The organism is Bacillus infantis (assembly GCF_020171945.1).
In the GTDB taxonomy this organism is placed as follows: Bacteria; Bacillota; Bacilli; order Bacillales; family Cytobacillaceae; genus Bacillus_AB; species Bacillus_AB infantis_A.
This window is the reverse complement of record NZ_JAIVAP010000001.1, coordinates 387,978-413,023: the sequence shown is the minus strand read 5'-3', so window position 1 is coordinate 413,023 and position 25,046 is coordinate 387,978. Positions and strand designations below refer to the sequence as shown.

Sequence of the window (25,046 nt, the reverse complement as noted above, 5' to 3'; positions counted from 1 at the left end):
AGGGTAAAACAATATGGATAAAAACAATATGACAGAACTGATCGAATCCCTTGGCTTTGAAAGGCAGCTTTTGCCTGAAGAGCTTCCAGGCATCGATTTGTATATGGATCAGGTGATCCAGCTTTTTGAGAACACATTTGGTTCAGCCACCCGCAATGAAGGGGAAAAGGTCCTCACCAAAACGATGATCAACAATTATGCCAAAGGAAAGCTGTTCACCCCGGTCAAAAATAAAAAATATTCCCGTGAACAGCTCATGATGATCAGCCTCATCTATCAGCTTAAAGGGTCCCTGTCCATCCAGGATATCAAACTGACCCTGGATGGGGCGAATAATAAGGCATTGAAAGGCAATCTCCGGATCGAGGAGTTTTACAGCAGCTATCTCCAGCTGGCAGAACAGAATCTGGCCGGCTTTAAAGAAGATGTCCCGCTCCGCGGCCGCCTGGCACGCGAACAGGCAGAAGAGCTGGAAGCAGGCAGCAGCGAGCTTGAACAGATCCTCCTGATCCTCTCGCTCGTCCATATGGGCAATATGTATAGAAGGACAGCTGAAAGGCTGATCGATGAACTAGGCGGAAATCCTCCAGCCCCAAAAGGGTAATACCCGTTCACCTTCTTTTTAAACCACAAAGGCCGGAGGAGAAACAATGCTGGATAATCTAAACCGATTTTTACAGAAATTTATGCCGTTCATGACACCGCTGGCTGTTCTTCTCGGCATCACATTTGCAGATCAGCTTCATAATCTCGTCTTTATCGTGCCATGGCTATTTGCCTTCATGACATTTTCCGGAAGCGTCGGCTCAAGCTTCAGTGATCTGAAGAAGGTCATTTTGCATCCGCTTCCGATCATCATCTGCCTGGTGCTCCTTCATCTGGTGATGCCCGCTGCTGCATATGGCACAGGCAGGCTTTTTTTCCCGGATGATGCCTATACGAGGACGGGGCTGATCCTTTCCTTTGTTATTCCAACCGGCATCACCAGCCTCGTCTGGGTGGCGCTTTATAAAGGCAAGACCTTCTTGACTTTATGCATCATTCTTGTTGACACTATGATCGCCCCGTTTGCAGTGCCATTCATTCTGCACCTCTTTGCAGGGGCATCGGTTGTGATGAATGCGGCTGATATGATGGGAGGGCTGATTTGGATGATTGTGCTGCCGTCCATTGCGGGAATGGCAGCCAATCAGCTTTCGAAAGGGACAGCACCTAAAAAATTGAATCCGTTCTTATCACCTTTTTCGAAAATTGGCATCGGTGTGGTGGTCGCCATCAACAGTTCAGCCATTGCCCCGTATATTAAGACACTTTCCAGCAAGCTATGGGGAATAGCAGCTGCTGTACTTATCCTGTCTATCACTGCTTACCTTTTGGGTTTTCTCGCAGGGAGGTTCATGAAAGAAGAAACAGCTGGCATCATTTCGCTCACCTACAACAGCGGGATGAGAAATATCAGTGCAGGTGCCGTGCTGGCCATCGCCTACTTTCCGGCCCCGGTTGCAGTCCCGGTCATCATGGGCATGCTGTTTCAGCAAATTCTGGCTGCTTCGGCCGGCACCCTCCTTAACCGCATGAATCACCAACAGAGGGAGATGCCGGTTACCAAAGCCGTTTAATATAAAGGAGGCAAATAATAATGATCAACCGCCTTTCGAAAACAGGCAAGACACTATATTTCCTGGGTATGGCCCTTTTTGCAGCTGGTTTTGCCGTCAATCCGCTTCTTGATATCGGGGATGTGCCAGCCGCTGTAAGCAATCTGTCCATACCTGTTATTATAGGAGGAATCCTCCTTATAGCGGCCTCGAACTTCTTTAAAAGAAACAATTAGTCAGAAAGGCAGCAGCAATGAAAAACACAAATGTAAAAAGATATGAAGCGGATTTATACAGGCCAATACAAAAGCATTTTTCTGCACTCGGCTACGAGGTTTATGGAGAGGTTCATGATTGTGATGTTGTGGCTGTGAAAGAAGAGGAGCTCATCATTGTTGAGCTGAAGCTCAATCTGACAGTCGAGCTGCTGGTACAGGCTGCCAAAAGGCAAAAGCTCTCCGACCAGGTATATATCGCGATCCCAAAGCCGAAATACAGGCTCCGCTCGAAAAAGTGGAATGATATAAGCCATCTTATCCGGAGGCTTGAGCTTGGCCTTATCATAGTTTCTTTCGGGGCGGGTTCCGCCAGAATGGAAGTCCTGATGGAACCGGGAACATTCGACCGAAAAAAAAGCTCCCGTCTAAACAAGAAAAGGAAAGATAAAATGCTTTCCGAAATCAGCGGGCGGAACGGAGACTATAATGTGGGCGGAGTCACCCAGACAAAGATTATGACTGCCTACAAAGAAAATTGCATTCACATCGCATGCTGCCTGAAGCGCTTTGGCCCCTTGTCGCCAAAGAAGCTCCGCGAAATGGGCACCGGTGATAAAACCCAATCAATCCTCCATAAAAACTACTACAGCTGGTTTGAAAGAATCAGCCGCGGAACCTATTCCCTCACATCAAAAGGGAGGGAAGAGCTTGAAAATCATTCCGATGTAGCAGGGTATTATTCTGAAGGGCTCAGTTTAGTAAGTGAGGAAAGACCTGATTTGCCATAGCCGGGAGCTGTGGCTTTTTTTGTTTGGATCAATAGCTATTAATGGACTTGACGGTGGTATGAGAAGGGAGGGGCAATCAGGATGCTTGTCCATGACTTGCCATTCAAACGGGGGGACCATGTATTATAGCGGGCTGCTGAGGTACATGACTTGCCTTCAGATACGGAAGTCATGTATTCCATGGGGCTCCTGGTATACACGACCCGGCTGCCAAAAGGGGAGTCATGTACTCCAACGAGCACCTGGTATGCACGACCTGGCTGCCAAAAGGGGAGTCATGTACCCCATGGGACACCTGGTATACACGACCCGGCTGCCAAGAGGGAAGTCATGTACCCCATGGGGCACCTGGTATACATGACCCGGCTGCCAAGAGGGAAGTCATGTACCCCATGGGACACCTGGTATACATGACCCGGCTGCCAAGAGGGAAGTCATGTACCCCATTCAGCCCTAATTCCAGACTTCCCCCATATACGTCACCCCTCCTCCAGCCACACTAAAAAGAAAAACATGCCTTTATTTCAACTTTTGCCCGTTCTGAATCCTCATAATCAATTCCTCAATCCGCAGATGATGATAAATGGTCATTCCGATGATGACCAGGCTGAAAAAGCTTGAAAGAATGGCTCCTGCACTTATCATTTTTCTGTTTTTATTACCGAACACAAACACACCTCCCTGATTCCATTTATTTCACTGGATTTTCTGGCCGCCGATTAGAAACGATAATCTTGTATAGTGTTTGTCGGATATAAGACAGTGATTCATTTTTCTCTAAGAGGGAGGCAGAAAATGAGCAGTGCTAGCTGTGATCCAAGCAGTTCAGGAAAGGGAAGCAAAGGAGGAAAGGAAGGAAATCTGAAATGGTGGCAGCTGTCCTTGACAGGGGTGGGCTGTACGATCGGGACCGGGTATTTCCTGGCCTCTGCCATCGGCATCAAGATTACTGGCCCATCTATCGTCTTTTCGTTCATTCTGGCTGCACTTGGAACTTATATTGTTTTTAACCTGCTTGCAAAGATGACGGCAAAAGACCCGCAGGAAGGTTCATTCTGCTATTATGCCGGAAAGGCTTATGGAAAATGGGCCGGCTTCAGCTGCGGCTGGAATTATTGGACCTCGAATATCCTGATCATGGGCAGCCAGCTGACTGCTTTGTCCATTTTGTCGCGATTCTGGTTCCCGGATGTGCCTTTATGGGTATTTGCTGCCGGTTATGCCATTTTGTCCATCCTTGTTGTACTGACCGGTACAAAGGGCTTTGATAAGATAGAAGACATCCTGGCAGTCGTCAAAACGGCAGCCATCGTCATGTTTATTATTTTGGCGGCAGCAGCCATGTTCGGCTGGCTGCACAGCCATGCAGACCGGCCGGGCATTCCAGACTCTGCTGGTGCTTTTTTCGAAGATGGCTTTAAAGGCTTCTGGTCTTCCCTTATTTATGCTTTCTATGCGTATGGCGGGATTGAAGTCATCGGGCTGATGGCCATGCAGCTGAAAAAGAAGGAGGATGCACCAAAGGCTGGGAGTGTGATGCTGATCCTCCTGGCATCCATTTATGTAATCTCCCTGGGGCTTGCTGTTGCAATGGTGCCGATTGATGCTTTCCATGAGAAAGAAAGCCCGTTCATTACGGCCTTGTCGAAAAATAATCTGCCATTCTTTCCGCATGTATTTAACGGGGCAATCATCATTGCCGGCTTTTCAACCATGACCGCTTCGCTCTTCGGAGTGACCAATCTTCTTGTGACACTGGCTAAGGATGGGGATGCACCGGCTTTCTTCGGAAAAAAAATCAAGAAAATGAAGGATTTGCCCCTGCCATCCCTGGGACTTGCATCTGTTGGGCTGCTGTTATCCATTATCACCGCCCTGATTTTGCCGGGTAAGATTTATGAGTATATCACCACAGCTGCCGGGATTCTTCTCCTGTATAACTGGTTTTTTATCGTCATTTCATCGTTTAAGCTTCTAGAAGCAAAGTTTTGGAGCAAATTGATGGGTTCGGCGGCACTGCTGCTGATACTCGCAGCCGTCAGCGGCACTCTCCTTGAAAAGAATATCCGTCCCGGATTTTTCGTTAGCCTGGGCATCATCGCTATAATCGCCATTGCGGTGTTTATAATGAAGAAAAAGGTCTGGGATGCCAATCCGAGCGAAAATACAGGCTGAAATAAGATGGGCGGCACCATGGGCATTTGTACGGCATATATTATGCTGAAAGCAAATGAACGGGGTGCTGCCTTTTGTTTATACGTAAAGCAAATCAGGCTGAAACACAACAGCTGCTTTATACAACCGTGCATGTGATGGAGGAAAGCTCAATGGGGCATCTCCAGAATGATCCTCAAAAAGGATTAGGTGCATTTATTCCGGCGCTGCAGAGTGGGGCATTCTTTTATGTAGCAGTCCATGATTACAAAATCCTCGGCTGGCTGATGGCAGGAAGGGACACGAATCCTGTAAATGGAAATAATGCTGCATTTTTGTATTCACTTTATGTGTTCCCGCCCTACAGGAAGTTAGGGGTTGGAAGGATGCTGATGTCCCATGCGGTGGAAGTGTTCAGGCAGGAGGGATATGAAAAAGTGCAGCTGAATGTTTTTCAGGGAAATCCCGCCAAGAAGATGTACGAGGATCTCGGCTTCCATGATATATCCACAGTGATGGAAATTAACTTTCAAAGATAATATTTCCCATCATCTTCCTTTTGGTTTAGAATAAAACAAAAAGGAGGGAGTAGCATGGCTGTCTTCATTACGGGAAAACTGCTTTTCATAGCCCTGCTTCTGCTGATCATCACGGCTGTTGAAACACTGGCTTATTCGGCCAGGCTGTCAGGGGCAAGGGTCGGCCTAATTGCCACCGCTTTGTCCCTTTTCAGCTCGATCGTCCTCATATCCAGGTTTTCTACTCTGTTTCAGCAGCCGATGACAGCAAAGCTCGCTGATTTAGCTCCAGAGGGAGACAAGCTTGGTTTCCTGGAGGACCAATACCGCTTCCTTTTGTTTGTATCTTCTGCTGGGGTCGTTTTAGGCATATTGCTTTTTCCTACCTTTATCGGCATCTTTTCGAGGACCATTGTCCAGCTGTCAGAGGAAAAAGGATCGTATTTCCAGGTTTTAAAAAAGGCGCTTACTGCAGCAAGCCTAAAAAAAGCAGCTGCCTGCTTCCGCCTGCCAAGGCTCTCTTATCTTAATGGAATCACCTATCAGACCGTCCCCAAGCGCTTGTTTGCCGTCAATGTCGTGATATCCGGGATATACACAGTAGGCATTCTTGCTGCATTGTATGCTTCGGCGCTCGCTCCCGAGTACAAGGGGGCAGCTATGATGTCATCCGGTATTATCAATGGCTTTGCAACAATACTGTTGACTCTTTTTGTTGACCCTAAAGCGTCTATTCTTGCCGACAGGGTCGCAAATAAAAAGGCCGGCTATGTGTATTTAAAAAGCTATTCATTAACCATGGTGACAAGCAAATTCGCCGGGACGCTGTTCGCACAGGCATTATTCATACCGGCAGCTTATTATGTTGCCTGGTTTTCGAAATGGATTTAAACCAGATGTTCATAGCCTGCCAAACTATTATAGGGGGAAAAAATTATGGGATACATAATGGATTTAAGAAAGGTGGTAGGGACGCGGCCGCTTATTGCTGCTGGAAGCTGTGTCCTGCTATTGGATGACACGGACAGACTGCTCTTGCAGCTGCGAAAGGACAACGGCTGCTGGGGCCTTCCAGGCGGATCGCTTGAGCCGGGTGAATCGCTCGAAAGCACCGCACTACGGGAGCTGAAGGAAGAGACAGGCTTTCATGCAGATGACCTTTCATTCTTCAAAGTATATTCCGGCGAGGAGTTATATTATAAGTATCCCCATGGCGACGAAGTTTTTAATGTCATTGCCGCTTATATTTGCAAGGAATACCATGGAACTGCTGAACCTGATGCTGAGGAAGCAGTGAAGTTGGAGTTTTTCCCGCTGGAGCAGCTGCCTGAAAATATCAGCCCTCCAGATAAAATTGTCATAAAAGACTTACTTGAAACAAAGCTTGCTATGAAATAGGCAATTGATGGGGCTGTTAATTTCCGTTCCAGCCACTTCGCTTTCCGCGGGGCGACGCTGAGCCTCCTCAGAGCAAGCTCTTGCGGGGTCTCAGCATTGCCGCTTCATTCCCGCAGGAGTCTACGTGCCTTGCACTCCAATTAACAGGGTTTTTTATACTTTGTGTGAGTTTAACATTGGTTAAAGAACTCTCCCATAGCCCAATCTGTCAAGTATATCCCTCCCGGGTCTCTTTTTTTCATTCACGGTCCAATAAAGGTTGCTATTTGATGAAGCTATCGCAGATAATAGGAGTATTGTCCAAAAGAAAGCAGGGATTAGATTGAATTTTAAACATCTTGGGATCTCGGATCCTCTTATACATAAACTGGCGGCCCAGGGAATCGATGAACCGACTGCTGTCCAGGAAAAAGCAATTCCTATTGTATTGGAAGGCAGGGATATCATTGCCCAGGCACAGACAGGCACAGGAAAAACGCTGGCGTTCATTCTTCCGATCCTCGAAAAAATGGATCCGTCTAATGGAAGCACGCAGGCATTGATTGTCACACCGACAAGAGAGCTCGCCCTGCAAATTACATCTGAAGTGAAAAAGCTGATCGAAGGGATGCCGGATTTGAATGTGCTTGCCGTGTACGGGGGCCAGGATGTCGAAAAGCAGCTGCATAAGCTGCAAAAACAGACCCAGATTGTGGTGGCCACGCCTGGCCGCCTACTTGATCATCTCAGGAGGGGGACTGTCCAGCTGGGAGAGGTTTCGTTCCTTGTCCTTGATGAAGCAGATCAGATGCTGCATATCGGTTTTCTGAACGAGATGGAACTGATCATAAGCCAGACCCCTGCTACCAGGCAGACGATGCTGTTTTCAGCCACAATGCCTGACGATATCAGGAAATTATCTAAAAAGCATCTGAAGGAGCCGGAAAGTGTCCGCATTGAAAAAACATTTGTTCCCGAAAAAGCCATCGAGCAGCTGGCCATATTTACGACCGACAGGGCCAAGCAGAATGCCCTTATCAGCAGGATCCGGGAAGACAGGCCATTCATGGCAATTATATTCTGCCGGACGATCCGCAGGGCCACAAAATTATACGATGCCTTGAAGGCACAGCGCTTTTCATGCGAAGAACTTCACGGAGACCTTACCCAGGCGAAACGTGAAAAAGTGATGAAGAAGTTCCGTGAAGCTGAAATCCAGTTTCTGATTGCAACTGATGTAGCGGCTAGGGGCCTTGATGTGGAGGGCGTGACACATGTGTACAACTACGACATTCCCCAGGACAGCGAAAGCTATGTCCACCGCATCGGCCGAACAGGGCGGGCAGGCAAAGACGGCCTTGCTGTCACCTTCTACGCTGAAAAAGACGAAGCGGCTTTAAAAGCGATCGAGCAGGAGCTGAATATAAGACTGCCTAAAGAAGAAAGCGCTGCGACTGCCAATTCAACAGCGGATGGCGAAAATAGGAGCAGCGGAGACAAACCAAAAAATCGTTCTGACCGAAACCGCAGGGCTGGCGGTGATGAATCACGGAGACGGACTGGAGGCAGGACGGACGGGCGGGGGAGCCGGGAAGACCGCAGCAGCCGTTCAGGCGACAGGGGCATACGGTCGAATGAAGGACGAAGAGCAACTGGCGACAGACGCAGCCCTTCAAATGATGAGCGGATAGAGAATCGCAGCCGACCCGGGGACAGGCACTCTCATAGAGATGGCCGGAGGCTTTCAGGAGAACGATCTGCTGATAGATATTCAAAGTCTGATGGGACACGCTCAAGCGGCGGGCGGGCCCGTGACGGACAGCGATCCAGTAGATCAGATGGAACAGGCGGACGGAGAGAACAAGGTCCTGCTTCAAGAGGAAGCCGTGGCCCCGGCCGCGGCAGGAGGTAATGATAGAAGGCCGAAATTTGGCCTTCTTTTTTTGTGCTAATCGGCAATCATTTTTCTTTAATGGTCTTGTATGGCTCCAGGAATCATAAACGTTTATTTTAAGGATTCTTTCATTCTCATCATAAACTTAATTAATTGCTCAAATAATGCTCTCAACATCTTTCTCTTCAGCGGCTGAATCACCTGCCATCCTGGGCTCGGGATTGTTTAGAAATCAGGAATACCAATTGCCCAAAAAGCTCCTTTTTTCTCCATTTTCCATAAGTAATTAAGCCCAATTTAGATAAAATATGGAACCTTTGCATTCGAAAAAATGTCTAATGTGCAAAGGGAGGAAGATAAATGTGTTTTCAGAAAAAGACATTATTCTTGCCAAAAAAGGAAATGAGGAGTCTTTTGTCAGACTGATCGAATCTTGCGAGCTATCGCTTTACCGGGTGGCACGCGGCCTATTGTCCAATGATAGTGATTGTGCAGATGCGATTCAGGAAACGATCCTGAAAAGCTTCCGCAGCATCCGCAAACTGAAGCAGCCAAAATATTTTAAAACCTGGATCACGCGCATCCTCATCAATGAGTGCCATAACATCCTGAGAAAAAAACAAACAGTCGTGCCTGTGGAGGATATAGAATATTATCTATCAGACCGGTTTCTCGGCGATCCGGCACAGAGCATAAGCGAAGCGATCGGTGAGCTGGATGAAAAACACCGTGCACCGGTCATCCTTTACTATTATGAGGATTTCTCCGTCAAGGAAATTGCCGAGCTGCTGGAAATCAGCATAGGAACGGTGAAATCAAGGCTGAACCGGGCGAGGGCCAAATTGTCTGTTTATCTTTCTGAGGAAAGGGGGATCGGCAATGCATGAGAAATGCAAGGATGAGCAGCTGAAGAGAATCCTGCAAAATGAGCCGTCATATCTGCCGCACTCTGTCAAACAACAAATACACTTCACTTTATACCGCCTTCCCAAACATAACAGGACCCTATTCATTGTGATGCATTATCTAATGTACGGTGCAATATTTGTCCTGGCCGCACTTATATTTCTATTCTTTTTCCTTTGGAACGCTGAAAAAACTGAACAAACAGCCTATGAAGAGAACTATAACAGAATTTTGGATGCAGATACCTATTTCTCTTGCCAAAAAGGAGGGAATAGCATGCCTCAGCCCGAATAGTGAGACAAACTGCTTTTAAAAAAGGGAGTGCTGTAATTGAAAGCTGTCCTGCTGATCTTCATGACTATTTTAGGCATGGCATTGTCCTGTAAAGGCATAGAACTTATGCATCTCGGGACAGATGTTGATGGAGACGGGATCGGCATGCATTTCCTGGGCATTGAACTGGATGATAGCCTTTCCGAACAGAACATTCCAAAAGCTGCTTCAGCCTTTCTTGCAGCTGGAATCCTGCTAGTGCTATGTGGCATTATTTCAGCAATATGTTTAAAAAGGCCGTCTGAGCGGAAAAGATGACAACAAAGAGTTACTGAATAACGAAAGGCAGGTAATTCTATGACAAAGGAAGGTCTGATGGATCTCAGCCTGATCATTTTTTTCAGTGCCTTGGCCATATGTTTAATTTTTCAAGGCTCCTGGCTTGCCGGTACTGCATTTTTCTTCATGCTGGTTTCCAGCATAACCACTTTGGGAAGCTTCTTTCTGAAAGAAAAAAGCCGCTAGTCCAGATATCTGCCGGATGAGATTCATCCGGTTTTTTTCATTGAAAGAAAGAGGAGGGATGGGGCTATGTTCCGGGAGTGTAAAAAGGCATCTGGATGGAGTTGAAGAAAGCCCGCTATATGAAAAAGGTGAAGGAGCTGAGATCATCGCGGAGTTTTCCGTTTATCCCGATTATGTGATGGAAAAGAGGACTCCGAGTGCCTTTTTGGGGACTCATCTGGCAGAGCTGCTGCAGAAATTGGATGTCGAAAGGCTGGTGATAACCGGCTTCAATACAGAGTTTTGCTGTCTCTTCACAAGCATCAGCGCCTATGACAGGGGCTATAAGGTAACTTTCATCGAAGATGCTACAGGCACTGTAAATAATGATGAAACATATGAAATGCCCGGACTTGATATCAGGGATTTCATCGGGACAGTCCTTCATTGGTCTGAAGTGATAGAGGTGCTGGATTTTGACGAATATGAAGAAGTTTATTTGAAAATGGCAGAATCTTAAAGTGAAGCAGCCCCCAAACAGGGCTGCTTTTCAGTTATCTGACCTTCAAAGGAAGCTCTTTAACGCCTCTGACAATCATGCCTGGACGCCACTCCAGCTCATCCGGTGAAGCATTCAGCCCGATTTCCGGGAACCTTTCCAGCAGGGCTAGAATGGCTATCTCGCCTTCTAAACGAGCCAGTGGTGCACCGAGGCACAGGTGGATGCCCTTGCCAAAAGCGAGATGGGGGCTTCTCTCTCGAGTGATGTCCAGTACGTCCGGATCCGCAAATTTCTCATCATCGCGATTGGCGGAATTCAGTGCAGCAATGACCAGCTCGCCTTTTCTGATCGTTTGCCCCTGGAATTCGACATCCTCTATTGCCCAGCGCGATGTGCTGTATTCTACAGGCCCATTGTAGCGCAGAAGCTCTTCTACGGCATTATGGATGAGTTCCGGCTTCTCCCTCAGAAGCTTTAGCTGGTCAGGATTTTCAAGCAGGGAGAGGATCCCGTTTCCAATCAGGTTGACGGTGGTTTCATGGCCCGCAATAATCAGCAGGGAGACGACGCCATACAATTCCTTTTCTGTCAGCTTATCCCCGCCTTCTTCAGCATTGATAAGCTGGCTGATCAGGTCATCACGCGGATTTTCGCGCAAAAATGCAAACCATTCGCCCAGATACTGGACAAATTCATTCATATGCTGCTGGATTTCATTCCAATTCTCGCCATTTGACCCTTCTATCAAAGAGTTGGACCAGATCCTGAATTTGTCCTGGTCTTCTGTTGGGACACCAAGGATTTCCGAAATGACAATGATCGGAAGGGGGAAAGCATAATCATCGATCAGGCTGATTTCTTCCTTTTTTTCCATCCTGTCCAAAAGCTGGTCCGCTATTTCCTTGATCCTGCCGCGCATGTTTTCTATCATCCTGGGAGTGAATGCTTTCTGAACCAGGCCGCGCAGCCGTTTGTGGTCAGGAGGATCAGAGAAGAGCATATTCTCTGTAAAGATGCTCTCATGATCCATCTGGCCGCCGTAAAGTTTTGAAAAGTCCTTGATGAAGCGCTTGTCCTTCAATGCTGCAACTGCGTCTTCATATCTCGTAATGACCCAGCCTGTCTGTCCATCAGGCATGACGGTTTTATAAACCGGCTGCTCTTCTCTGAGCTTCCGGTAGCCTGGATAAGGGTTTTGGATAAACTCTTTTGAAAAGATCCTGTATGCTTCCGGGTTGTCTTGATGGTTTCCGATAAACACGCTAATCGCTCCTTTGCTGATACGTCTAATGCATAAAATAAGCGTAGCATAAAGAGGATGTTAAAATATAACAAAAACCATCAGGCTGCTGAAATTTCGTGCCAATGTCTCAGATAATCATTCAGGAATATGGGCTCATTTCCAGAATTTCCAGCCTTTTTTTGCCTTTTCCTCTGCAGCAGCTGCCTGGCGGAAGCCGACGACAAAATCCTGGAAGATATCTTCCCGCTGTTTGATATCCACCCGATATTGCTCTCTCTCCTCATTCATGGCATGAAGATAGGCATCACGGTCCTTATTCAGTGTATCAATGAGGCTGGTAATCTCATGATTAGTAATTTCGGCAGATTTTGAAATATAGTGGATCATCGTTTTGAATTCTTCAGAAGACGCTTCCGAGGAATCCGACACACGGGCCGTCAATTGGCGGATCTGCTCAGAAGTGCCTTCCGAAGCCCTCGCAACTTCTTCAGAAAAGGCTCCGAATGTTTCGGAGGTTTCTTCCGAAGCCTGGTCGATTTTGTGAGACAGGCTTTTAAGCTGGGATTTCGTACCTTCAGCTGTTTTATAAATAGAATCGGATATTGTTTTGACTGTATGCACCGATCCCCTGGAAATCTCTTTTTTTACTTCTTCAAGCACTTCCTTTCGGATGCCATTCCTGATTTCTGAACGGATATCAGCAAGGAAGCTTTCTTTGTAGCTATCAAGGGCTTCCATAAAGAGTTCCATATCATTTACAGGATTGGCCTCCAGGCTTCTTGTTACGGCTGGGGGCGATGCCGGCATTGGTCCGGCTTCTTCTTCGCGGCGCCCGTCCAGGTGTATCTGCATAAGATGGCGGATCATTTCCTTGCTGAGATTTTTCTCGCGCATCTCTTTAATTTTTCCCAATAGCTCAATTTCTGTATCAGTAAAGAACCGCACCCCCTGCTTGGAACGGGGAATAACAAGAAGGCCATTTAAATCTTTTTCCCACTGCCTAAGTGTCCCGGAAGGAACCCCTATCTTCTTCGAAACTTCTTTAATCGTGTAAGCTTTCATAAATTGAGTCTCCATAAAAAAACACCCTTTCAAATATATTGAATAAAAATATGATTTTGCAAAACGGATCAGAGCCGGTTTTATCATTGCCTGTTATATTCCGCAAGGCTGTCTTTATTCCTGCCGGCTGACAAAAGCTCACAAAACTAGACGGAATCCTTCATAGAAAGGGAAATAGCACGAAACTGGGGGAAAAAAGGGAGGAGGATGGCAATAGCTGAGGGACCCATATCTATCCTTGACTGGAAAAGAAGGGAGGGAATGTGTCGGAAAGATTAAGTTATCTTTAATTTTGAGGCAAATTTCTTGAAAGTGCCCCCATCTGACTTAATAATAAAATTACTAGAATGTATGCAGCTAAGGAGAATTTGCAGATGAAAAAAGCTTGGGGAATCGCTATTGCCGGAGCATTGGGTCTTTCTATTACTCTGGTAGGCTACCATTGGATGGAAGCAGAAAATGAGGAGCCGGGAATGGCCCTGGCAGCGGAATTACATAGTAAAGCAAAGAATGCGCCGATACTGAAGAATGAAATCATAAAGGAGGAAGTGATGCTGGATGTCCCATTGTTCAACCAGATGGATACACCCCGGCTGTATAACGGCTGTGAGGTGACAAGCCTCGCCATGCTGCTGAATTATCAAGGCTATAAGGTAACGAAAAATGAATTGGCGGATAAGATTGAAACCGTCCCGCTCCGCTATAGTGACGGAAGCTACGGAAGCCCGAACGCCGGGTTTGTGGGTGACATGGCCAACGGGCCAGGGCTTGGCGTCTACAGTGGACCAATTTTCAAGCTGGCCCAGTCTTATGCCGGCGATAAAGCGGAAAACCTGACAGGGAAGAGCTTTGATGAAATCCTTAAAAAGGTTAGTGAAGGCTCGCCTGTATGGATCATAACAACAGCCAGTTTAACCCCGGCTGCTTCCTTTGAAAAATGGGATACGCCCGAGGGGGCGGTAGAGGTCACATTCAACATGCACAGCGTCGTGGTCACTGGCTATGATGATGAACATATCTATGTAAACGATCCTTATGGCACAAAAGACAGGAAGGCGGAAAAAGAAGCTTTCATAAAGGCATGGAAGATAATGGGCAGCCACGCTGTAACTATTAATTAAACAAAATAAATAATAAAGAGGGCCTGTAATAGTTTTCTTGGAGAAGCACTGTAAATGGCATATGAGTCCGCATACCTTTCTACACATAAAACAAATGGTTGTTGATAAGACAGAAATACTAAAATAGCTCAGCAACTAGCACTCCAACACATTGGCAATAAAGATTGCCATCGTGCATCTGCTCTAAGAAATAATGTTCTCAGCAGATACAACAGATGGGAGGCTGAAAAGTGAGTAACAAGTGATAGATAATAAGGGGAAATTTTACTCTTAAATGCTGATCAGAGGTGGTTTTTGGGCAAAATAAGAGGAGTTTTTCCCTCTATGCGAATAAAAGAAATCTATCTTCACGCTTTCGACTCTCATAAGGGAAATTTCTCCCTCTATTTAAGCTATTTTCAGTACTTTTTTCAAAATAAGGGAAATTTTCCCCTCTAAAAATCTCCAATAGCAGGGAACATGTATCATTGTTTGAGAATGAATAAGGTAAACGGGAAACCGGTTGTTTAACTATTCAGCTTTGAGTGCGTTTATGGAATAAGATCAACATATTCAAAAATAAAAAGCCTGGGACATCCCAGGCTTTTTTGGTTTGTTAACCCTGCTATTTACATAACGATAACGCATGTTATTAGGGCTGTGATTATAAGTTTTTTCCAAAATTAACAGAACTCAGAGTCAGGCCCTTTTTACCGTTCTCCTGTATGTCCTCCGGCGGAAATACCAGCGCAGTGCAGGAGGGACGGCGAAAAAGATAAAAAAGATCCTGAAAAGCTGATATCCGGTGACTGTGGCCAGATCTGCATGAACCTCGTGTGCCAGGATTCCCATTTGGTCCATTCCTCCTGGAGCCAGGCTAAGAAAGCTGGTGGCAGAAGAAAGATTATACTCGAATGCCAGCAGGGTACTCAATAACAGGGATATTCCGATAAGCAGAGCGCCGCTTAAAAGGGCAAGCGAGATGGTTTTGGTTTTGTGATGGAGCTTTTCCGGCCTCATGAGGAGGCCGATATGGGCGCCGATGAAAAATTGGGACAGATCCAGCAGGGAAGGAGGAAGCGCAGGCCCTCTCGCATAAAATATCCCGATAAGAGCGGTTGAGACAATCGGGCCGAGCAGATAAGGTGTCGGCAGCCTTAATTTTCTCCCTAGATATGCACCTGTCAGTGATGCGGCGACAAAGGGGATGACATCGGGAAAAAGGGCACTCCATCCTGGTATTTCTTCCTTCATGATGGAAGCTGGCCCCGCTTCTCCTGATAAAAGCGGACCTAATACTAAAAAAGGGACAAAGAACACAATCATCAGCAGTCTTGCAACCTGCAGAAAGGTTACTGTCGTCAAGTCAATCCCTTCTGATTCTTCTGCAAAAACAAGCATTTGCGAAAGCCCGCCAGGTATGCTGCCTGTAAGGACCGTTGGAAAATCAATACCGGAAATGCGGGAAACGATGATGGCAAGGAGGACCGAAAACGCAATGGTAAGCAAGGTCATGGCAAGCATACTTGGCAGCTTGCCTGACATCTGGATGACAGCATCCTTTGTGAATGACAAACCAATGCTGTATCCGACCATCAAGATTCCTGCGTCCCTCAGCTTTCTTGGCCATTCCAGCTTGAAGGGAATGAACCTGCTGGCAGCAAGTATGGCCGTCAGACTGCCAAGCAGCCAGGGAATCGGCAGCTGGAGGACAGTAAAGATCATACCGCCGGCTAGAGCAATGAAAAAAGCAGCCAGGAACCCCTTGTTATTTAAAATGATTTTCATGATGTAACCTTCTTTGTTTATTTAGTTTTCCTAAATATATATTACCATTTTTTTGCTGATACCCCAAGAAGTGCAGCTTCTTCACATAGAAAAAGCGCAAGCCATAAGGCCTGCGCTTTCTGCTGCATAAGCAGCTAATTTCCCCTAAAGGGGACACGGAAGGTTCAGCTTTGCGGCCGAATCGGTTCTAAGTCCACCGATTAAGCACCAGGGTTCCTTGTGAACGGAAAACAAAGGAACCTTCCATTATGATGCCAAAATCAGAAGTCGCTGCTAATCGATTCATCGTTTATCAGTCCCTTCGATAAATTGGCTTGCCTTTTTTCTTTACCCTACGCCTTGATCATAAAACATTTAAATACCTCTGTCAGAAGATTTATTCAATAAAAAGCTATTTAGGATGCTATAATATATCAGTAGTGTTAATTTTTTCCTTGTATGTTAAAAAGGGGGAAGCTTACTATGACTGGTGAATTGATTCTGCTGGTTGATGATGATCCTGATATACAGGATATTCAAAAGGCATATTTATATAAAGAAGGCTTCAGGCTTGCCTTTGCAGCAACAGGGACTGAGGCGGTGCATCTGGCAGAAAGCCTGGAGCCGCATTTGATCATCCTTGATGTGGCTTTGCCGGATATGGATGGATTTGAGGTTTGCCGTATCCTCAGAACGATAACAAAGGTTCCAATCCTTTTCCTTAGCGGAAGGGAAGATGATATAGACCAGATAATCGGACACAGGATAGGCGGGGATGACTATGTAACGAAACCGTTCAGCCCTCCAGTGCTCGTGGCTAAGGTAAAGAGCCATATTAGAAGATTCAAAGAGCTGTCAGAAAGTCCAAAGGCTAATTATGGGCAGGCATTAATATTTGGGAAGCTGGCAATTGACAGGGCCAGCTGTGAGGTGACGAGGGAAGGAAAGCCAATCTCTCTGGCTGCAAAGGAATATCAGCTGCTCTGCTGCTTCGCTGAAAACGCCGGCCGTGTATTCAGTGCCGAGCATCTATTCGATTCTATTTGGGGAAAAGAAAGCTTAGGGGATATAAGGACTGTCATGGTCCATATCAGCAATCTACGCAAGAAAATCGAACAGGACCCAGCCCGTCCGGAATATATCACCACAGTCAGGGGCATAGGCTATAAATTCAATGGAGGTTAAGCTTTTTGGCGGCTTTAAAGAATTCCCTGACTTCATCAGCCGTCATGCCAAGCTTTATTGCTTCTTCCATTAAACTTATCCATTCATACAAATCATGTTCATAAGAGAGTGCTTTCTCTTCCTTCTTCATGCCCATTCCTCCAGACTATTCTTCTCTTTGACTACATTATAAAATGGAAAGTTAAAGTTTTATTAAAGCCGTATTAAAGTTTCGCTTAAATAAGAGGGTGACCATTATGATAGAGAATATCAATCTTCCTGGATACAGGCTGATTGCCGCAGAAACCGAAAATGAAGAATTCATGTTTCTGAAAGGCTACTCACTCAAAGGCAGGGAGCAGGTGCTGATTAAGACATATAAAAACGATGTGCTGTCAGATATGGAGATCGCCGCTCTTGTCCATGAATTCCATCTCACAAAGGAAATGGAAGAAGACAGCATCCTAAAAGCCGAAGAGTTAATCCTGCATTTAAAAAAGCCATATATGGTCTGCAGGTACTTTCCTTGTATAACCTTAAGGGAGTTCTGCAGCACAAATAATGCCGACCTGACAGAGATGCTGGACATTTCTGCCAAACTTGCAGGGGCAATCCTGCAGGTACACCAGCAGCATATTATCCATAAATCGGTTAATCCAGGAAATATTCTATTAAACCCCATTGATGGCAAGCTGAAAATTACCGGTTTCGGACAGTCAACGCTTTTAAAGGAAGAGCACCCCTCCTTGAACGCTGCCAGTCTGGCTAATTTGGCCCATTTGCCTTACATATCCCCTGAACAAACTGGAAGATTGAACAGGCTCGTTGATTACCGTTCAGATTTCTACTCAGCAGGAAGTGTATTCTATGAATTATTTACCGGTGAATTGCCTTTCAAGGCTAAGGAACCGCTTGAGCTTGTGTACGAGCATCTGGCAAAAAGTGTAAAGGATCCCTGTGACTCAAATCCTGACATTCCGCCTGTAATTAACTCAATTATCATGAAGCTGCTTGAAAAAATGCCTGAAAATCGATACAGCAGTGCTTTCGGTATGCGCGCCGATCTTCTCCGCGCCGCGGAAAATCTGAAGTCCGGCAGGCAGCAGGAAGTATATCCACTTGGTACAGACGATGACAGTATGCTGTTTGAAACCGGAAGGAAGCTGTATGGACGGGAAATTGAAAAAAGAGAAATACTTAATGTTTTTGAGGAGGTTAGCCGCGGGAGTTCATGCGCCGTGTTCCTGCCAGGTTCTCCCGGGATGGGAAAGACCGCTCTTGTACACGAGATCCAAAAGCCGCTTATCCGGGAAAAAGGCTATTTTGTTTCTGGAAAATATGACATGCTGCAAAGGCAGATGCCTTATGCCCCTATCATTGCGGCATTCCGTTCTCTCGTTCTCCAGGTAATGCTGGAAAGCGGAAGCCGCAAAGAAAAATGGGCAACTAAATTGAAGGAAGGCTTTACCGGCAATTATGCCGCCCTTTTCTCAGTTATACCTGAGCTGGGCATGCTTATGGGAGAGCAGGCTGCAGAAGAAGAGCCGAATGGGGCAGACGCACATCAGCAATTTTTGTTTCATATCCACCAGCTTGTATGCTTGTTTGCCGATGAAAAGCATCCGCTTGTGCTCTTTCTGGATGATCTTCAGTGGGCAGATATTGCTTCGCTGGAGCTGATTGAATACCTCCTGCTGAAGGGGATGATTCCCCATTTTATGCTTATCTGTGCATACAGGGACAATGAAACAGGACCCGGCCATCCAGTAAGAATGACACTTGCCAAGCTGGGGGAAGGAGAAGCTGCCATCCATCACATCCCGGTCCGCACTCTCAGCCAAGGGGAGGTTCATGAATGGGTAGGTAATGCCCTGAGAGATAATGGGGAAACAGCATTAGAACTGGGAGGGCTTTTGCACAGGATTACCGGGGGGAACCCGCTGTTCATCAGCCAGCTCCTTCTTTCCTATTTTGAGGATGGCTTTATCACTAGCAATCCGGAAGAAAGAAAATGGAGAGCTGATATGGGAAAAATAATGGACAGGCCAATAAATGACGGAATATCCGGCTTTATGGAAGAGCGTTTTCAGAAGCTGCCTGAAAAAGCTAAAGAGATTCTAAAGGCTGCCTCCTGTTTTGGAAACAGGTTTGATTTCAAAACTCTTTCACTCCTGTTCGAAGACCGGCCGGGCTGGCTCGCTGAATCTCTCTGGATGGCACTTGAATCAGGCTTTATCCTCCCTAAAGATCCTTTATACAAATATATTCATTCCAGCGGCTATGTGGATGCTATGCCAACAGAGTACAGCTTCCTTCACGATACCGTCCAGCAGGCAGTCTATCAGTCTATGAACATGGAAGAACAGAATGCCTCACATTTGAGGATCGGCAGGCTGCTTGTCAGCATGAAGGAGGATTCACATGCCCGCATTTTCCAGATTGTCCACCATTTGAATTCCTGCAGTGAACTGCTTGAAGTGAAAGAAAGGCACCCACTGGCGGAATGGAATGCCGCTGCCGGGGAATTGGCCAAGGATGCCGCTGCCTTTCGGGAAGCACTCTCTTATTTCCAGGCTGCACTTGAGCTGTCAGGGGAAGATTGGAACGAAAAATATGAACTGACCTTCCGAATATTCAAGGGCCTTGGTGAATGCTTTTACCTGACAGGAAAATTGGATGAAGCTGAAAAAACCTTTAGTATAGTGCTTGAAAATGCAAAGACTAACTATGAGAAATTATCAATCTATAATCTGCAGATCACTTTATTCACCCATATGCACAGAGTAAAAGAAGCGGTCAACTCAGGAATAGAAGGACTTAAACTCTACGGGATCACTTTTGCACCAAGTATCGGCAAACGTGCCATTGTGCTGGAATTTCTTCGTGCAAGATTTACTTTGCGGGGCAAATCCCAAGAGGATATCATTTCTCTCCCTGTAATGACGGACCGGGACAAAAGGCAAATCCTGCAGACGCTCATCAACCTGAACGCTCCATCCTACCATGCAGATCAGAATCTTGCCACAATGCTGATGCTGAAGGCACTGAACTACACACTTAACAACGGATTGACAGACTTAAGCGCCCTGGTATTCAATAATTACAGCCTGATATTAAGCGCAGGATTCAATGATTTCAAGGGCAGTTACGACTACGGGAGGCTGGCAATCAAACTGTCTCAGCATTTTGGTGCCACCGGCATTAAAGGACGGGTGCAGTTTGTCTTTGGAAGCTTTGTCAGCCATTGGAGAAACCCGATTTCAGACAATCTGCACCACCTCACAGATTCACAGAGATACTGCCTGGATGCAGGAAATATTCATCTTGCCGGTGCTAATAGTTCATTCATAGTCATCACAATATTTATGAAAGGATCGCCGCTCGAAGAGGCGCTGGACGGGATCCGGAATCAGATCAGGTTCGTCAATAGGATTCAGTATCCGATTTCAATCGGTTTTTTGACGGAGATGGAGGAATGGGTCCTCTATTTAAAGAAAGAAAAAGAGAGTCATGATTGGACCTTCACTCCCGTGCTTGATGATGACTCTGCAAAAATCATCCATTATACGATCCGGCTGCAGATGAGCTATCTTTTTCAGAGAACTGCGTATGCCGAGGAGCTTATTCAGAAACTGGCACCGCTTGTCAGCAAAAGGCTGACGCTGGTCATTGTTCCTGAATACCATTTCTATCATGGTTTATGGCTTGTCCGTTTTTATGAACAGGAAAAATTGAAAAAAAACAAAGCTTCCCATCTCGTTAAACTGAAGGATTCTATTTCGAAAATGAAACGCTGGGCAGCTCTTTCCCCTTCAAATTTCCGGCATAAGTATTTGCTTTTGAAAGCTGAATACCGAAGGATTGCCAAGAGAGATTCCAATCTTTTTAACATATATGATGAAAGCATCCAAGAGGCGGAAAAGAACGGCTTCCTGCAGGATGCTGCACTGGCAAATGAATGTGCAGGCCGCTATTTCTCTGCACAGGGATATAGCAGGATGGCAAGCTCGTTTTTCTCGGAAGCGTTTAAAGGATACCTTCTTTGGGGGGCAGAAGCCAAGGCAGATAAGCTGCGGCAAGAGACTAAAATTTCCTTACTGAAGGAGCCGGAAAGCGGGCATTCCATTCAGTTTGATGAGTATGCTCTTGTTTCCGCCGCCCAGAGCATATCAAGGGAAGTGGTGCTTGAGAATCTGCTGTCCCGGCTTCTGGAGGTCACCATGCATTACAGCGGGGCAGACAGGGGGATTCTCCTCTTTAAGCGGGATGATATTTGGACCATCGGAAAATATGCTGGTGAGGGTGAACGGCCAGGACGCTTTGAGCCGGTACATGGAAGAGAAATGCTGTCCGAGCGGGCAATAGAACTTGCAGAGCTGAGCAGAGAAGGGATCATTCTTGGTCACGCCTGCGAAAACAGCCTGATTTCAGGAGATCCATATGTCAAAAGAATGCTGCTGAAGTCGCTTCTTTGCTTGCCGATTCTGAATAAGGGTGAAGTAAAAGGGATAATGTATCTGGAAAACAACCAGATTTCCGATGCATTTACAAAAGAGAATCTTCGGGTTCTTGAATTGATTGCTTCTCAGGCAGCCATTTCTTTGGAAAATGCCGATCTGTATGAGAGGATAGAAGCAAGGGTTGCCCGGAGGACCGAAGAACTGAATGAAGCAAATACCCGGCTGGAGCTGGCCAATAAAGAACTTGACCGCGCCAGGCAGGCAAAGAACACCATATTATCTGATATTTCACATGACTTGAGATCTCCCCTTGCTGCCATCAAGGGCTATATAGAAGCTGTGCAGGATGGGATTGCCGATTCAGAAGAGCAAAAAGAAGAATTTCTGCGGCGGAGTGTAAGCCGCCTGAATGAACTGAATGTCCTGATCCATGATTTATTCGATTTATCCAGGATGGAGGCTGGCCAAATCCGGTTTGAGATGGACTATCTGCCTCTTGGCCAGGTGCTCACCCGTATATGGAACCAATTTGAATTCGAAGCTGAAAGGAAAGGACTTTCTTTTGTCCTGGACCTGGAGAAAACTGATGCTGAAGATGTGCCGATGGTGGAAGCCGATCCCGCCAGGCTGCTTCAGGCCTTCTCAAATCTTATCTCAAACAGCATCAAACATACGGAGTCCGGCGGTTTGATCCTGAGTGCCAGGCTGGCCGGCAAGGGCGGCCGGGTCAGGATCTGTCTGTCAGATACCGGCAGCGGCATCCCTGATGCCAGGCTTCCATTCATATTTGACAGAAACTATACACAAACAAGCAAAAACAGCAGGGCGGCCGGGAATGGCATCGGCCTTTCAATCACCAGGGAAATCATTGCAAGGCATAACGGGAAAATCTGGGCAGAAAGCAGTGAAGGAGAGGGCACATCCATCTTCATTGAACTGCCGGTCTACCGCTTTTCAGCAGAGATGGTTTAAAAATGTTTTTCGCTTTACGCGGGACAGAAAAAAAGTTACTATGTAATTGTCAAACTAATAAGCAACTACTGGGGGTGCCTGCGGAAAGCAGGCTGAGAGAAAAACTGGCCCGTTTTTTAACCCTTTGCACCTGATCTGGATGATGCCAGCGTAGGAAAGTAGCGAAGAGAAACAATTTGCTAAATTTTTATGCACAAATGCCAGGTCCTTTCAGGGGCGTGGCTTTTTTGTTTTGAAAGGAGAATAAGGAATGAACACATTAGACATAGCTGGGATGCTGGAAAAGCTGAGGGCCGAAAAGCCGCTTGTACATAATATCACCAATATGGTTGTCACCAATTTTACCGCTAACGGCCTGCTGGCTCTAGGGGCCTCGCCGGTCATGGCTCATGCTGCAGAAGAAGCTGCCGATATGGCCAGCATTGCAGGGGCGCTGGTCCTTAACATCGGCACACTTACTTCTCCTGTGGTGGAATCTATGAAACTTGCGGGATTATCAGCGGGAAGAAACTCGGTGCCGATCATCCTGGATCCGGTTGGGGCAGGAGCAACAGCTTACAGGACCGAAACAGGCAGAAGCCTTCTTGAAGAGCTGCCGGTCTCCATTTTGCGGGGCAATGCGGCTGAAATATCCCATCTTGCCGGAAAAGGAGGAGAAATAAAAGGGGTTGATGGCGGAGAAGCCGGCAATCCTGAGCATATTGCTGAACTTGCTGCAAAACTGTTCAATACTGTAACTGTTGTTACAGGGAAAGAGGACATCGTATCTAATGGAAAAACTATTGTCCGCATTACAGGCGGAAGCAGCCTTCTCACGAAGGTTACAGGAACCGGCTGCCTGCTGTCTTCTGTCATAGGCGCTTTCCATGCAATCGAATCGGATTCACTGAAAGCCGCGGCGGCTGCACTGGCTGTATATTCTGCATCTGCAGAAATGGCTGCAGAAGCTGCTGGAAGCAAGGGCCCTGGAACGTTCCAAATCGAGCTGCTTAACTGCCTTGCGCTGGTCAAGGCGGATGATCTTGAAAAAAGGACCGGCATAACCGTCCTGAAAGGAGAACTGCAGAATGGCAATTAAGAAAGCATTGACGATTGCAGGTTCAGACAGTGGAGGCGGAGCCGGAATCCAGGCTGACCTTAAGACCTTCCAGGAACTCGGTGTCTATGGAACGTCAGCTCTGACAGCGATAACCGCTCAGAACACTACTGGCGTGCAGGCGGTCTTCCCGATGACGGCAGAAGCTGTCAGTAAACAGATAGAGAGTATTGGAAGCGATATGGGGACGGATGCTTTAAAAACAGGGATGCTTTTTGATGCAGACATTATTAAAGCTGTTTCTGAGGTAATCTGCCATTATAAATGGACCAAGCTGGTTGTCGACCCTGTGATGATTGCCAAGGGAGGGGCAAGCCTCCTCCAGGAAAGCGCCATGGCCGCCCTGAAAGCTCATTTGCTGCCGCTGGCCCACATCATCACCCCTAATATTCCTGAAGCAGAAGCAATAACCGGCATGAAAATCTCTACATTAGCCGAACGGAAAGAAGCGGCCAGGAAATTATGCGGGCTTGGCGCCGGCAATGTAGTCATAAAAGGGGGGCATGATGCAGGAAACCCAGAAGCTGCTGCTGATCTGCTTTTTGATGGAAGCAGCTTTGAGGTGTTTGAAGGAAGGAGGGTGGATACAGTCAATACCCATGGGACCGGATGCACCTTTTCAGCAGCCATTACGGCAGGCCTGGCGAAGGGGCTTACCGTAAAGGACAGCGTCCGGCTTGGAAAAGACTTTATTCAGGCAGCCATCGAAGATGATCTGCTGATTGGAAGCGGCCATGGCCCGACAAACCACTGGGCTTATAAAAATAGACAGAAAGCAGAGGATCTGGCATATGGCGCGAATTGACTGTCAAACAATGAAAGAGCTGTTGAAGGTCTATTTTATCATGGGCAGCACCAACTGCCTTAAAAATCCGGAGATGGTTATGAAAGAGGCGATTAAAGGCGGAATCTCCCTGTTTCAGTACAGAGAAAAAGGGGCCGGCTGTCTTGGCAGCCAAGAAAAATATTTGTTGGCAGAACAGCTCCAGCTATTATGCAGAACCAGCGGCATCCCTTTTATCGTCAATGATGACATAGAACTGGCATGTGAAATCGGCGCAGACGGCGTCCATATCGGGCAGGACGACGAGCCAGCCGAAGCAGTGCGGGAGAAAATAGGGGATAAGATTCTTGGGGTATCCGCCCATTCGATTGTGGAAGCTAATGAAGCCATCAGGGCGGGAGCAGATTATCTGGGTCTTGGCCCCATTTACCCGACGTCAACAAAAGCAGATGCCAAGGCAGTTCAGGGAATGGCTCTTATTCAGGAATTGAGGGAGTCTGCCATCACAATACCAATTGTAGGAATAGGCGGGATCACGCCACGCAATGCACGTGCAGTAGTTCAGGCCGGGGCAGATGGCGTTTCTGTCATAACAAGCATCAGTCAGGCTGAAGATATAAAGGAAGCCGCTGAAAGTCTGAGAAGAAGTGTGACCATATAGACGAT

25 protein-coding genes and 1 riboswitch are annotated in these 25,046 nt (G+C 46.8%); of the genes, 20 read left to right on the top strand and 5 right to left on the bottom strand.

Annotation, left to right across the window (positions count from 1 at the left end):
- Positions 1-13 precede the first annotated feature (13 nt).
- From LCM00_RS02080 to LCM00_RS02065, 4 genes are read left to right on the top strand one after another with little or no spacing between them, the layout of a single operon-like run.
- The gene (locus tag LCM00_RS02080) at positions 14-604 is read left to right on the top strand and encodes a DUF1836 domain-containing protein (RefSeq protein WP_224897406.1); all 591 of its coding nucleotides are present in this window, start codon (positions 14-16) and stop codon (positions 602-604) included.
- A 46-nt stretch (positions 605-650) separates the two neighbouring features.
- On the top strand, positions 651-1,619 hold the full coding sequence (locus tag LCM00_RS02075; protein ID WP_224897404.1) for a bile acid:sodium symporter family protein: 969 nt from the start codon (positions 651-653) through the stop codon (positions 1,617-1,619).
- A 20-nt stretch (positions 1,620-1,639) separates the two neighbouring features.
- On the top strand, positions 1,640-1,834 hold the full coding sequence (locus LCM00_RS02070) for a hypothetical protein (RefSeq protein WP_101547829.1): 195 nt from the start codon (positions 1,640-1,642) through the stop codon (positions 1,832-1,834).
- A gap of 17 nt (positions 1,835-1,851) precedes the next feature.
- Positions 1,852-2,604 carry a DUF2161 domain-containing phosphodiesterase gene (locus tag LCM00_RS02065; protein WP_224897402.1) on the top strand — a complete coding sequence of 251 codons (753 nt, stop codon included), beginning with the start codon at positions 1,852-1,854 and terminating at the stop codon, positions 2,602-2,604.
- 519 nt (positions 2,605-3,123) lie between these two features.
- Here the strand turns inward: LCM00_RS02065 and LCM00_RS02060 are convergent.
- Positions 3,124-3,273, bottom strand: a complete 150-nt coding sequence (locus LCM00_RS02060; protein WP_224897400.1) for a hypothetical protein — start codon at positions 3,271-3,273, stop codon at positions 3,124-3,126.
- Positions 3,274-3,399: 126 nt separating this feature from the next.
- Here LCM00_RS02060 and LCM00_RS02055 point away from each other — a divergent pair, with 126 nt between their 5' ends.
- From LCM00_RS02055 to LCM00_RS02010, 10 genes are all read left to right on the top strand, one after another.
- Positions 3,400-4,779: an amino acid permease gene (locus tag LCM00_RS02055; RefSeq protein WP_224897398.1), complete on the top strand. Its 1,380-nt coding sequence runs from the start codon at positions 3,400-3,402 to the stop codon at positions 4,777-4,779.
- A gap of 74 nt (positions 4,780-4,853) precedes the next feature.
- The gene (locus LCM00_RS02050) at positions 4,854-5,297 is read left to right on the top strand and encodes a GNAT family N-acetyltransferase (RefSeq protein ID WP_224897396.1); all 444 of its coding nucleotides are present in this window, start codon (positions 4,854-4,856) and stop codon (positions 5,295-5,297) included.
- A 54-nt stretch (positions 5,298-5,351) separates the two neighbouring features.
- Positions 5,352-6,167 (top strand): lipid II flippase Amj family protein, encoded by an 816-nt coding sequence (locus LCM00_RS02045; protein ID WP_224897394.1) that lies wholly within the window; start codon positions 5,352-5,354, stop codon positions 6,165-6,167.
- Between the two features lie 45 nt (positions 6,168-6,212).
- Complete coding sequence (locus LCM00_RS02040; RefSeq protein ID WP_224897392.1) at positions 6,213-6,674, top strand: NUDIX hydrolase; 462 nt, start codon at positions 6,213-6,215, stop codon at positions 6,672-6,674.
- Positions 6,675-6,990: 316 nt separating this feature from the next.
- Complete coding sequence (locus LCM00_RS02035) at positions 6,991-8,565, top strand: DEAD/DEAH box helicase (RefSeq protein WP_224898141.1); 1,575 nt, start codon at positions 6,991-6,993, stop codon at positions 8,563-8,565.
- A gap of 344 nt (positions 8,566-8,909) precedes the next feature.
- On the top strand, positions 8,910-9,434 hold the full coding sequence (locus LCM00_RS02030) for a sigma-70 family RNA polymerase sigma factor (protein WP_224897390.1): 525 nt from the start codon (positions 8,910-8,912) through the stop codon (positions 9,432-9,434).
- A complete protein-coding gene (locus tag LCM00_RS02025) occupies positions 9,427-9,747 on the top strand; it encodes a hypothetical protein (protein WP_224897388.1) in 321 nt (106 codons plus the stop codon). Before LCM00_RS02030 ends, LCM00_RS02025 begins: the two co-directional genes overlap by 8 nt.
- A 60-nt stretch (positions 9,748-9,807) precedes the next feature.
- Positions 9,808-10,044: a hypothetical protein gene (locus LCM00_RS02020; RefSeq protein ID WP_224897386.1), complete on the top strand. Its 237-nt coding sequence runs from the start codon at positions 9,808-9,810 to the stop codon at positions 10,042-10,044.
- A 39-nt stretch (positions 10,045-10,083) separates the two neighbouring features.
- Positions 10,084-10,251 (top strand): hypothetical protein, encoded by a 168-nt coding sequence (locus tag LCM00_RS02015; protein WP_009793635.1) that lies wholly within the window; start codon positions 10,084-10,086, stop codon positions 10,249-10,251.
- A gap of 58 nt (positions 10,252-10,309) precedes the next feature.
- Complete coding sequence (locus LCM00_RS02010; protein WP_224898138.1) at positions 10,310-10,750, top strand: isochorismatase family protein; 441 nt, start codon at positions 10,310-10,312, stop codon at positions 10,748-10,750.
- Positions 10,751-10,784: 34 nt separating this feature from the next.
- On the opposite strand, the gene LCM00_RS02005 is transcribed toward LCM00_RS02010, so the two are convergent.
- Positions 10,785-11,993, bottom strand: coding sequence for a cytochrome P450 family protein (locus tag LCM00_RS02005; protein ID WP_224897383.1), 1,209 nt, complete (start codon positions 11,991-11,993; stop codon positions 10,785-10,787).
- A gap of 135 nt (positions 11,994-12,128) precedes the next feature.
- Positions 12,129-13,052, bottom strand: coding sequence for a MerR family transcriptional regulator (locus LCM00_RS02000; protein WP_224897381.1), 924 nt, complete (start codon positions 13,050-13,052; stop codon positions 12,129-12,131).
- Between the two features lie 359 nt (positions 13,053-13,411).
- Here LCM00_RS02000 and LCM00_RS01995 point away from each other — a divergent pair, with 359 nt between their 5' ends.
- On the top strand, positions 13,412-14,158 hold the full coding sequence (locus LCM00_RS01995) for a C39 family peptidase (RefSeq protein WP_224897379.1): 747 nt from the start codon (positions 13,412-13,414) through the stop codon (positions 14,156-14,158).
- Between the two features lie 678 nt (positions 14,159-14,836).
- Here LCM00_RS01995 and LCM00_RS01990 read toward each other — a convergent pair.
- The gene (locus tag LCM00_RS01990) at positions 14,837-15,925 is read right to left on the bottom strand and encodes an AbrB family transcriptional regulator (RefSeq protein WP_224897377.1); all 1,089 of its coding nucleotides are present in this window, start codon (positions 15,923-15,925) and stop codon (positions 14,837-14,839) included.
- A gap of 462 nt (positions 15,926-16,387) precedes the next feature.
- On the opposite strand from LCM00_RS01990, the gene LCM00_RS01985 reads away from it, so the two are divergent.
- The gene (locus LCM00_RS01985) at positions 16,388-17,089 is read left to right on the top strand and encodes a response regulator transcription factor (protein ID WP_224897375.1); all 702 of its coding nucleotides are present in this window, start codon (positions 16,388-16,390) and stop codon (positions 17,087-17,089) included.
- Here LCM00_RS01985 and sinI read toward each other — a convergent pair.
- Positions 17,076-17,219: a DNA-binding anti-repressor SinI gene (sinI, locus tag LCM00_RS01980; RefSeq protein ID WP_224897373.1), complete on the bottom strand. Its 144-nt coding sequence runs from the start codon at positions 17,217-17,219 to the stop codon at positions 17,076-17,078. The two genes, LCM00_RS01985 and sinI, sit on opposite strands and share 14 nt — an antisense overlap.
- 106 nt (positions 17,220-17,325) lie before the next feature.
- Here sinI and LCM00_RS01975 point away from each other — a divergent pair, with 106 nt between their 5' ends.
- From LCM00_RS01975 to thiE, 4 genes are all read left to right on the top strand, one after another.
- Positions 17,326-22,500, top strand: a complete 5,175-nt coding sequence (locus LCM00_RS01975; RefSeq protein ID WP_224897371.1) for an ATP-binding sensor histidine kinase — start codon at positions 17,326-17,328, stop codon at positions 22,498-22,500.
- Positions 22,501-22,560: 60 nt separating this feature from the next.
- Positions 22,561-22,674: riboswitch (TPP riboswitch) on the top strand.
- 76 nt (positions 22,675-22,750) lie between these two features.
- Positions 22,751-23,578: a hydroxyethylthiazole kinase gene (gene thiM, locus LCM00_RS01970; RefSeq protein WP_224897369.1), complete on the top strand. Its 828-nt coding sequence runs from the start codon at positions 22,751-22,753 to the stop codon at positions 23,576-23,578.
- Positions 23,568-24,401 carry a bifunctional hydroxymethylpyrimidine kinase/phosphomethylpyrimidine kinase gene (gene thiD / locus LCM00_RS01965; protein ID WP_224897367.1) on the top strand — a complete coding sequence of 278 codons (834 nt, stop codon included), beginning with the start codon at positions 23,568-23,570 and terminating at the stop codon, positions 24,399-24,401. Before thiM ends, thiD begins: the two co-directional genes overlap by 11 nt.
- Positions 24,388-25,041 (top strand): thiamine phosphate synthase, encoded by a 654-nt coding sequence (thiE, locus tag LCM00_RS01960; protein WP_224897365.1) that lies wholly within the window; start codon positions 24,388-24,390, stop codon positions 25,039-25,041. The genes thiD and thiE overlap by 14 nt, the downstream gene beginning before the upstream one ends.
- Positions 25,042-25,046: the final 5 nt, after the last annotated feature.